We start from the raw sequence: 9,624 nt of genomic DNA on the forward strand, positions 1-9,624 counted from the left end.
GTCACCTTCAGCCTTTGCCCAGCGGCGGCCTGCCGAAGAGGTTCGAGACGTTGCTGATGGGCCCCAGCTCCGACGCCGCGGCCAACAAGGCGGGCATGAGGTTCTGCATCGCGTCCATCGTCAGGCGCTGGCGCGGCCCGGCGATGCTGATGACGCCGATGGCCTCGTGGCGCCGAAACACCGGCGCGGCCATCGCGCTCATGCCCGGTGCAAACACCTCGTCGATCATGGCGCAGCCGCGCACCCGCGCCGCGTGCAGAAACCCCAGCAAGGACTTGATGGTGGTCGGTGCCTTGGGGCCGAAATCCTTCGGTGCGCCGAAGCCTTGGTGCGCCACCAGTTCGAGCGCGCGTTCGTCGCTCAGGGTTTGAAGCCAGGCGTGGCCGGAGGCCGTGCAGGACAAGCGCGCCTCCATGCCCATGTCGGGGTCGTAGCGGATGCCCTGCTGGCGCGTGCCCTGCGCCTTGGCCACCCAGATCAGGCGGTCGTCGTCCACGATCGACAAGCGCACGAGCTCGCCCGACTGCAGCGCCAGCCGCTCCAGCAGCGGCTCGGCGATGTCGACGATGCCCGCGTGGCTGAGGTAACCCAGACCGAGCGACACCACCTTGGTGGTGAGCTGGTAGTCGCCCTGCTTGCGCTTCTGGCGCACATAGCCACAGTGCTGCAGATCGCCCAGCAGGCGGTGGCAGGCGCTCAGCGGAATGTCCAGGTCCTGCGCCATGTGGGCCAATGGCAATCCGTCGGGGTTGCGGGAGAGGTGTTCGAGCAAAGCCAGACCACGGTCGAGAGCAAGGTTCATGCGAGATTTCTTTATGTGGAATCACTTTCCAGTTTGGAAAGAGTTTCCTGAACCGGGACAAGAATCGCTGCAAGACAAGCGTGATCACCCACACCGGTTGATCGCAGCACAGAAAAACCTGGAGACAAATATAGGGCCAAGCCCGCGCCACGCCTAGCCCGCTGCACGGCACGGGCACACCCAGGCCGCGCTGACCTCATCACCACCATGACCACCACCGTCTACATCCTCAACGGCCCCAACCTCAACCTGTTGGGCATCCGCGAACCCCACCTCTACGGCCACACCACGCTGGCCCAGATCGAGCAGCGTTGCCGAGCGGTGTGCGCCGAACTCGGGCTCCCGTGCGAGTTCCGCCAGTCCAACCACGAAGGCGTGCTGGTCGACTGGGTGCAGGAAGCCCGGGCACTGGGCGCCGCCGTGCTCATCAACCCGGCCGGCCTGTCGTTCCGCTCGATCCCGCTGCTCGATGCGCTCAAGACGCTGGACCAGCCGGTGATGGAAGTGCACCTCACCAACATCCACCGGCGCGAGGCGCTCTACCAGCAGTCGATCATTTCGCTGGGCGCCACCGGCGTCATCTGTGGCCTCGGACCCTACGGCTACGAGCTGGCATTGCGCGCCGTGGCCGAGCACCTCAAACCTGCCGCAGCAGCCTGAACACGCAGCCCCGTTTCATCCGCTTTCTTCGCCACCGACAACCTCACAGGAGACAACACCATGAAAGCTGCCCTCACCCGCCGTTCCGCCCTTGGCACGGGCGCCACCCTGGCCGCCGCCGCGCTGTGGCCCGGCCTGGCCCAGGCCCAGGCACAGAGCACGCTGCGATTTGCCGCCGTGTTCTCCGACACCGACATCCGCGCCGAGATGATGAAGCGCCTGGCCGCCGACGTGGCCGCGGACCACAAGATCGACCTGTTCCTCAACTCCACACTGTTCCGCCAGGGCACCGAGCTGGTGGCGCTGCAGCGCGACAACCTGGAGATGGGCAACATCTCACCACAGGACATCTCCAAACAGGTGCCGTCCTGGTCGCTGCTGACATCGGCCTACCTGTTTCGCGACGCCAACCACCTCAACGCCTTCTTTGCCGGCGACATGGGGGCACAGATGAAGAAGCAGGTGGAAGACCAGCTCAAGGTGAAGATCCTGGGCCCGGTGTTCTTCGGCACGCGCCATGTGGGGCTGCGCGGCAAGAAGAAGATCAACACCCCGGCCGATCTGGCAGGTGTGAAACTGCGCATGCCCCCCGGCGACGCCTGGCAACTGCTGGGCCGCTCGCTGGGCGCCAACCCGACGCCGCTGGCCTACGCCGAGACCTACACCGGCCTGCAGACCGGCACCGTGGACGGCCAGGACAACCCGCTGCCCAACGTGCAGAACATGAAGTTCAACGAGGTGATGGGCCAGATCGTGCTGACCTCGCACCTGGTGGGTTTTGACCTGCTCACGCTCAATCTCAAGACCTGGCAGGCCATGTCGCCCGAGAAGCAGCGCAGCTTTCAGGCCGCGGCCGACAAGGCCATTGCCTGGAGCACGGCTGAGCACCAGAAGCGCGAGGCCGACCTGGCCGAAGGTTTCCGCCGGGGTGGCCTGGACGTGTACGCGCCCAACCTCAATGCGTTCCGCGAGAACGCGCAGAAGATCTACTTGGCGTCCGATGAGGCCAAGGCATGGCCAGCCGGCATGCTGGAAAAAATCAACGCGATGAAATGAGAGGCACCCCCGCCGCGCTTCGCACGACCCCCTCAAGGGGGCGGCACCTGCGGCCCGGCAAAGCCGGTTCCGCGGTACCCCCCGGCAAGACACGCACATGAGACACCTCCAACGCTTCGCCGACGGGGTGGCCGCAGCTCTGCTCGCGGTCATCTTCATCGCATTCATCCTGCAGATCGCGCTGCGCTACGTGTTCGACTGGCCGGTGGGCTGGACGGCGGAGATCTCGCTCGTGGCCTGGCTCTGGCTGGTGCTGTGGGGCGCGGCCTTCGTGCTCAGGGACGAGGACGAGATCCGCATCGACGTGCTGGACATCGCCTTCGGCCCGCGCCTGCGCCGCATCGCACGTGCCATCGGGTCCATCGCCATCGCGGTGCTCTTCGGCATGGCGCTGCCTGCCACCTGGGACTATGTGAGCTTCATGAAAGTGGAGAGCACCTCCTACCTCAAGATCCGGTTCGACTGGTTGTTCTCGATCTACCTGGCGTTTGCCGTGGCCGTGATCGCGCGCCACCTGTGGCAACTCGTGGGGCTGCTGCGCGGAACCCGCATCGAACCGACCGACCCTCCCCTCACTTGATCACACCGTGAACTTCACCAGTCCGTTTTCGCTCGCGCTGGCCACCATCGTCGCGCTCAGTTTGCTGGGCGTGCCCGTGGGCCAGGCCATGATCGGTGGCTCCATCCTGTACCTCTGGCTCAAGGGCATGGACATGGGCAGCGCCGCCGAGCAGCTGCTCAACAGCACCTACTCCAGCTACCTGCTGCTGGCCATTCCGCTGTTCATCCTGGCGGCGAGTTTCATGAGCACGGGTAGCGTGCTCGACCGCCTGCTGCGCTTCTGCAATGCCATCGTGGGGCGCTTCCCCGGTGGCCTGGCGCAAGTCAACGTGCTGCAGAGCATCGTGTTCGCCAGCATGTCGGGCTCGGCCCTGGCCGACGCGGCGGGCTCGGGCAAGCTGATGCAGGCCATGATGACCCGCGAAGGCAAGTACACGCCGGCGTTTGCGGGCGCGCTCACCGCCGTGTCGGCGGTCCTCGGCCCCATCCTGCCGCCCTCGATTCCACTGGTGCTCTATGCGCTGATCTCGGGCACGTCCATCGGCTTCCTCTTCCTCGCCGGTGTGTTGCCGGGCCTGCTGCTGGCGGCGGTGCAGATGGCGTTGATCTATGTGCAGGCCAGGCGGCACAACTTTCCGGTGGAGCCTGCTGTGCCGCTGCGCGAGTTGCCCCGCATCACGCGCGAGGCACTGCCTGCGCTGATGCTGCCCATCATCCTGCTGGGTTGCCTCTACAGCGGCATCACCACGCCCACCGAAGCGGCGGGCCTGGCCGCGGCCTACGCGCTGCTGGTGTCCTCGGTGCTCTACCGCAGCCTGGGCTGGCGCGACATGGCCGACTCGCTGTTGTCGAGCGCGCGCACCAGCATTTCCATCGGCATGTTGATCGCCGGTGCGCTGGTGTTCAACTACGTGATCACGTCCGAGAACATTCCCGCGTCACTGAGCGCGGTGCTGCGCACGCTGGACATGTCGCCACTCACGTTCCTGCTGGTGGTCAACCTGCTGCTGCTGGTGCTGGGCGCGTTCCTGGAGGGCTCCACCATCATCCTGGTGATCCTGCCGGTGCTGCTGCCGACGGCTGCCGCGCTGGGCATCGACCCGGTGCATTTTGGTGTGGTCGCCGTGCTCAACATCATGATCGGACTGATCACGCCCCCCTACGGCCTGCTGCTGTTCATGATGACCAAGATCGCCGATGTCTCGATGCTCGCACTGGTGCGCGAGGTCATGCCTTTCCTGGTCGTGATGATCGGTGCGCTGGCCGTGATCACGCTGTGGCCCGACTTCGTGCTGTTCGTGCCACGGATGGCAGGCTACACCGGCTGATCGTCGCGCCGCGCGTTCACTGCGTGCCGAAAATGCGGTCGCCCGCGTCGCCCAGGCCGGGCAGTATGTAGCCGTGGTCGTTGAGCTCGCGGTCGATGGCCGCGGTGTAGATCGGCACGTCGGGGTGGGCCTTGTGGAAGGCCGCAATGCCTTCAGGGCAGGTCAGCAGACACACGAACTTGATCGACTTCGGCCCGATCTCCTTGAGCCGGTCCACCGCGGCAATCGCCGAGTTGCCGGTGGCCAGCATGGGGTCGACCACGATCACGTCGCGCTCGGGCATGTGGGTCGGCATCTTGAAGTAGTACTCCACCGCGGTGAGCGTCTTGGGGTCGCGGTACAGACCGATGTGGCCCACGCGCGCACCGGGCACCACGCTGAGCATGCCCTCCAGAATGCCGTTGCCCGCGCGCAGGATGGACACAAACACCAGCTTCTTGCCATCGATCACCCTGCCCGTCATGGCCTCCATCGGCGTCTCGATCTCGATGTCCTGCATCGGCATGTCGCGCGTGACCTCGTAGGCCATGAGCAGGGCCAGCTCGTTGAGCAGGCGTCGAAAGCTGTTGGTGCTGGCGTCCTTGCGGCGCATGAGCGTGAGCTTGTGCTGCACCAGCGGGTGGTCGATGAGGTGGACGTTGCTCATGGTGGGGTGGCCTTCATGGTTCGGGAACGGAGTCATGGAAACGGATTCAGAACACGGTGCCGTCGCTGGCGATGTTGAGCGGGGGCAGGCCACCGCGCAGGCGCAGCGCCAGCAGGCGGCCGGCCGCCCAGGTCCCGCCTTCGAGCACGCAGGCCAGTGGCATCTGCGCCGCGCTCAGGCCCAGCTCGGCACGCACCAGAGGCGCGAGTTCGTCGAGCAGGGCCACGGTGAGCGCGCGCCATTCAACGATGAAGGTGTCGCCGGCCTGCCAGGTGCGCGTGGCGTGGTCGGCGGGCAGCGGGCGCAGCACGCCGGCGTCGATCAGCAGGCCACCGTTGCGGTACTCGGGCAGGCCGGTGAGTGCGTCCAGCCCCTGCACGCGCACACCCGCCCATTCGAAAGGCTCCAGCAGCGAATAGGTGAGCCACTGCGAGAGCTTGTGAAACGGCATCCAGCCGGCGGTGAGACCCTCGCCCGGCACGGCCGGGTGGGACCAGCAGTCGCCCAGCGCGGTGCCACCGATGGCGTTCTGCGCGGGCCAGATGCCGGACAGCGTGTCGAGCAAGGCCATGAGGATGGCGTGCGCCTCGACGGTGGGGCCACTGCGCAGCGCATCGAAGAGCGCGCCGGGGCGGCCGAGCGGACCGTAGGTGTCGGCGTGTTCGCGCATGGCCGAGCCCAGGCGGCGCAGCACGGCGCTGCGGCCCTCCAGGCCCACCAGCGGGTTGCGCGCGCTCACCTGAAAGGCCTCGCCCAGTCGCTCGGCCGTCAACGCGGCCAGGCCGGCTGCGTCCACCCGAAGGGGTTGCGCCGGATCGCTGGAGAACAGGCCGGCGGTGAACGCATGGAAGCTCGCCACGCCCAGACCTTCGGAGCGCGAAAACGTCTGCTTGCTGGCGGCCTCGCGGTAGCCCCACCCGGCGCCCGCGCCGGCGTCGAGCAGCACGCTCACCAGCGCCAGGTCGATCTGCGTGCGGGCGCGCTCGGCCGCGTCCACCGGGCCCAGCAAGACGTCGAGCCGGGCCGCGCGGTTCACTTGGCCCGCTTCGAAATGGCGCCAGCGGCTGTGGTACGGGATGCGCAGGTCGGGGAAGCGCTGGCGCGTGAGTTCGGCCACCGTGCGCGCGGCTGGCGCCAGGGCCGCGTCGTCCACCGCGAAGTGGGTGGATTCGCCGGCCCGGGCACGGTCCAGCAGCTGCCCTGCCCGCTGGCGGATCGCTGCGGTGGAGCGCAGCATGCTCACCGCTGCGGCGGCATCCACGGTGTGCGCGGTCAAGGCGTCAACCCCCGGCCCTTGGCTATTCTGAGCTCGTCGGCATCGGGCACCAGGCCCGGCGTGAAATAGCCCGCGGCCATCTTGGCGTCCATCTCCACGCGCGCGTCGGCCGGGATCAACTCGTCGGGGATGTTGACGCGCTCGCCCACCTCGATGCCGCCGCCGGTGATGGCGTCGTATTTCATGTTGCTCATGGACACAAGGCGGTGGATCTTGCGAATGCCCAGCCAGTGCAGCACGTCGGGCATGAGCTCCTGGAAGCGCATGTCCTGCACGCCGGCCACACACTCGGTGCGCGCAAAGTACTGGTCGGCCGTGTCGCCACCCACCTGGCGCTTGCGCGCGTTGTAGACCAGGAACTTGGTCACCTCGCCCAGCGCCCTGCCCTCCTTGCGCGAGTAGGCCACCAGGCCCACGCCGCCTCGCTGCGCGCCCTGGATGCATTCCTCGATCGCGTGCGTGAGGTAGGGGCGGCAGGTGCAGATGTCGGAGCCGAACACATCGGAGCCGTTGCACTCGTCGTGCACGCGGGCCGTGAGCTCCACGGTCGGGTCGGCCAGGTCGCGCGGGTGGCCGAAGATGTAGACCGTCTGCCCGCCAATCGGGGGCAGAAAGACTTCCAGGTCGGAGCGCGTGACCAGCTCGGGGTACATGCCGCCGGTTTCTTCAAACAGCACGCGGCGCAGGTCGGCCTCGGTGCAGCCGAAGCGTTTCGCCACACCCGGCAGGTACCACACCGGCTCCACCGCCACCTTGGTCACCACGGCCGCGCCGCCCGCGGTGAGGAAGCGGCCGTCGGGCTTGAGCCGGCCCTTCTGCAGCGCGTCGATCACCTCGGGCAGGATCACGTGCGCCTTGGTCACCGCGATGGTGGGGCGGATGTCGTAGCCGGCGGCCAGCTCGGTCGAATACGCGTCGGCAATCACGGCGCCCCAGGGGTCCATGCTCACCATCTTCTGCGGGTCGGCCCACTGCGGGTAGGGGCCGATGATGTCGGTGGGCGCGGTGTTGGTGAGGTCGGCGCGGTGCTCGCGCTTGAGCGCACCCGCCGCCACGGCCAGTGCGCGGTACACGCTGTAGCTGCCGCTGTGCGTGCCGATGACGTTGCGGTGCGCCAGGTTGAGCGTGGTTCCCACCACCGGCCCGCGCTCGCGCGCGGTGGCCGCGCCCCACTGGATGGGCAAGGCCCCGAAGCCGCCCGAGTGCGAGGTCAGGCGGATGTGGCGCGGGTGCGGCGTGTTGGGCGAGGCCGGCACTTCGGCGTTGGCCATCGGTGATGGCAGGTCTGCGGACATGGTTGAACACCTTGGTATGCGCCAGGGTCTGGCGAGACTGGCGGACCGGCTGAAAACCGCGCCCGCCGCCTGCATGGCACCAAGCAAGCTCAATGCCAGGCACTCCACACGGCCCTCCATAATCGACCGCAACACCGGTCTCAAGGACCGGAGGAAACCCCACCCACCGCTCCACCCGCAGAAAGGCCCCACCGATGCCCCACGACGTCAGCCTGATCGCCACGATTGCGGCGGCCTTCGGCCTGGCGATGGTCTTCGGGTACATCGCCGTGCGGCTGCGCATGCCGCCCCTGGTGGGCTACCTGCTCGCGGGCATCGTCATCAGCCCGGCCACGCCCGGCTTCGTGGCCGACGTGGGACTGGCCAGCCAGCTGGCCGAGATCGGCGTCATGCTGCTGATGTTCGGCGTGGGTCTGCACTTTTCGATCAACGACCTCATGGCCGTGCGCCGGATCGCCGTGCCGGGCGCCATCGTGCAGATCGGCGTGGCCACCTTGCTGGGCATCGGTCTGTCGCACTTCTGGGGCTGGAGCCTGGCCGCCTCGCTGGTCTTCGGTCTGTGTCTGTCGGTGGCGAGCACGGTGGTGCTGTTGCGCGCGTTGGAGGCCAAAGGCCTCCTCAAATCCATCAACGGTCAGATCGCGGTGGGCTGGCTGGTCGTTGAAGACCTGGTGATGGTGCTGGTGCTGGTGCTGCTGCCGGCCCTGGCCGGCGTCATCGCCCCCAGCGAAGGTGTGGCGCCTCCCACCGGCACCGAGATCTGGCAGACCGTCGGCATCACGCTGGCCAAGGTCACCGCGTTCATCGTGCTCATGCTGGTGGTGGGGCGCCGGTTGTTGCCCAAGGCGCTGTGGTGGGTGGCGCGCACCGGGTCCCAGGAGCTGTTCACGCTGAGCGTGGTGGCCGTGGCGGTGGGTGTGGCCTTTGGCGCGGGCAAGCTGTTCGACGTGTCCTTCGCGCTGGGCGCCTTCTTCGCCGGCATGATGATGCGCGAGTCCGAGTTCAGCCACCGCGCGGCCGACGAGTCGCTGCCGCTGCGCGATGCCTTTGCCGTGCTGTTCTTCGTGTCGGTGGGCATGCTGTTCGATCCCGCGGTGATCCTGAACCAGCCGTTCAAACTGCTCGCGGTGGTGGCCATCATCATGCTGGGCAAGACGGTGGCGGCGGTCGTGCTGGTCCTGCTGTTCAGGTACCCGCTCAACACCGCCCTGACGGTGGGCGTGAGCCTGGCACAGATCGGCGAGTTCTCCTTCATCCTCGCCGGCCTGGGCGTTGCGCTCAAGCTGATGCCGGCGGAGGGCCAGAGCCTGGTGTTGGCCGGCGCCCTCATCTCCATTGCGGCCAACTCGGCGCTGTTCTCGGCGGTGGAGCCCATGCAGGCCTGGGTTCGCAAGCGCTCGGCCTACGCCCGGCAGCTGGAAGCGCGCGACGACCCGCTGGCCGAGCTGCCCGCGTCCACCGACGAGTCGCTGCTGGCCCGGCAGGTGGTGCTGGTGGGCTTTGGCCGCGTGGGCCAGCGCATCGCGCAGACCTTGCGCGAGAAGGGCATTCCTTTCGTGGTGGCCGAGGAGAACCGGGAGATCGTCGACGCATTGCGCAAGGAGGGCATCGCCGCCGTCAGTGGCGACGCGTCCACGCCCGAGGTCCTCATCCAGGCGCACATCGCTCGCGCGGCCATGCTGGTCATCACCATTCCAGACACGATGAGCGTGCGCAAGGTGGTGGAGATCGCACGCATGCTCAACCCCGAGATCGACGTGATCGTGCGCACGCACAACGACGAGGAAGCCGAGATGCTGCGCCAGGAGAGCGTGGGCACCGTCTTCCTGGGCGATACCGAACTGGCGCGTGGCATGGCGGCACACGTGCTGCAGCGGTTCAAGCGCTGAACCACCCGCGCACACCATGACCGACAACGACCTGCCCCCGCTGAACCCCACCCCGCCCGGCCTGTACCGCCACTACAAGGGCGGCTGGTACGAGGTGCTGGACACCGTGCG

The 9,624-nt window shown here is 67.5% G+C and carries 9 protein-coding genes and 1 pseudogene; 6 read left to right on the plus strand and 4 right to left on the minus strand.

The genetic code is table 11. The annotated features are described in order from the left end of the window. Positions 1-7: 7 nt before the first annotated feature. A complete protein-coding gene (locus IV113_RS00445) occupies positions 8-802 on the minus strand; it encodes an IclR family transcriptional regulator (RefSeq protein ID WP_291079712.1) in 795 nt (264 codons plus the stop codon). 207 nt (positions 803-1,009) lie between these two features. Here IV113_RS00445 and IV113_RS00450 point away from each other — a divergent pair, with 207 nt between their 5' ends. The 4 genes from IV113_RS00450 (at position 1,010) to IV113_RS00465 (ending at position 4,407) form a co-directional block, all read left to right on the plus strand. Further along, positions 1,010-1,462 carry a type II 3-dehydroquinate dehydratase gene (locus IV113_RS00450; RefSeq protein ID WP_291079714.1) on the plus strand — a complete coding sequence of 151 codons (453 nt, stop codon included), beginning with the start codon at positions 1,010-1,012 and terminating at the stop codon, positions 1,460-1,462. A gap of 60 nt (positions 1,463-1,522) precedes the next feature. Continuing rightward, positions 1,523-2,518, plus strand: a complete 996-nt coding sequence (gene dctP, locus IV113_RS00455) for a TRAP transporter substrate-binding protein DctP (RefSeq protein WP_291079716.1) — start codon at positions 1,523-1,525, stop codon at positions 2,516-2,518. Positions 2,519-2,615: 97 nt separating this feature from the next. Next, on the plus strand, positions 2,616-3,098 hold the full coding sequence (locus IV113_RS00460) for a TRAP transporter small permease subunit (RefSeq protein ID WP_291079718.1): 483 nt from the start codon (positions 2,616-2,618) through the stop codon (positions 3,096-3,098). 7 nt (positions 3,099-3,105) lie between these two features. Further along, entirely contained in the window at positions 3,106-4,407 is a 1,302-nt protein-coding gene (locus tag IV113_RS00465; protein ID WP_291079720.1) for a TRAP transporter large permease, read from the plus strand. A 16-nt stretch (positions 4,408-4,423) separates the two neighbouring features. Here the strand turns inward: IV113_RS00465 and upp are convergent, their stop codons facing one another. From upp to IV113_RS00480, 3 genes are read right to left on the minus strand one after another with little or no spacing between them, the layout of a single operon-like run. Further along, a complete protein-coding gene (gene upp, locus IV113_RS00470; protein WP_291079722.1) occupies positions 4,424-5,053 on the minus strand; it encodes a uracil phosphoribosyltransferase in 630 nt (209 codons plus the stop codon). 46 nt (positions 5,054-5,099) lie between these two features. Next, positions 5,100-6,290: a URC4/urg3 family protein gene (locus IV113_RS00475; RefSeq protein WP_291079740.1), complete on the minus strand. Its 1,191-nt coding sequence runs from the start codon at positions 6,288-6,290 to the stop codon at positions 5,100-5,102. A gap of 35 nt (positions 6,291-6,325) precedes the next feature. Further along, the gene (locus IV113_RS00480; RefSeq protein ID WP_291079742.1) at positions 6,326-7,600 is read right to left on the minus strand and encodes a GTP cyclohydrolase II; all 1,275 of its coding nucleotides are present in this window, start codon (positions 7,598-7,600) and stop codon (positions 6,326-6,328) included. Between the two features lie 218 nt (positions 7,601-7,818). Here IV113_RS00480 and ybaL point away from each other — a divergent pair, with 218 nt between their 5' ends. Both ybaL and IV113_RS00490 read left to right on the plus strand, forming a co-directional pair. Then, the gene (ybaL, locus tag IV113_RS00485; RefSeq protein WP_291079724.1) at positions 7,819-9,513 is read left to right on the plus strand and encodes a YbaL family putative K(+) efflux transporter; all 1,695 of its coding nucleotides are present in this window, start codon (positions 7,819-7,821) and stop codon (positions 9,511-9,513) included. 16 nt (positions 9,514-9,529) lie between these two features. Further along, positions 9,530-9,624: pseudogene (locus IV113_RS00490) on the plus strand (DUF1653 domain-containing protein); the annotation flags it as partial.

The organism is Hydrogenophaga sp. (assembly GCF_018780385.1).
Classification (GTDB): Bacteria; Pseudomonadota; Gammaproteobacteria; order Burkholderiales; family Burkholderiaceae_C; genus Hydrogenophaga.

Coding starts and splice junctions, on each gene's coding strand:
- IV113_RS00450 (WP_291079714.1), top strand. CDS start 1,010: ATGACCACCACCGTCTACATCCTCAACGGCCCCAACCTCAACCTGTTG.
- ybaL (WP_291079724.1), top strand. CDS start 7,819: ATGCCCCACGACGTCAGCCTGATCGCCACGATTGCGGCGGCCTTCGGC.
- IV113_RS00460 (WP_291079718.1), top strand. CDS start 2,616: ATGAGACACCTCCAACGCTTCGCCGACGGGGTGGCCGCAGCTCTGCTC.
- IV113_RS00480 (WP_291079742.1), bottom strand. CDS start 7,600: ATGGCCAACGCCGAAGTGCCGGCCTCGCCCAACACGCCGCACCCGCGC.
- upp (WP_291079722.1), bottom strand. CDS start 5,053: ATGAGCAACGTCCACCTCATCGACCACCCGCTGGTGCAGCACAAGCTC.
- IV113_RS00445 (WP_291079712.1), bottom strand. CDS start 802: ATGAACCTTGCTCTCGACCGTGGTCTGGCTTTGCTCGAACACCTCTCC.
- dctP (WP_291079716.1), top strand. CDS start 1,523: ATGAAAGCTGCCCTCACCCGCCGTTCCGCCCTTGGCACGGGCGCCACC.
- IV113_RS00475 (WP_291079740.1), bottom strand. CDS start 6,290: ATGCTGCGCTCCACCGCAGCGATCCGCCAGCGGGCAGGGCAGCTGCTG.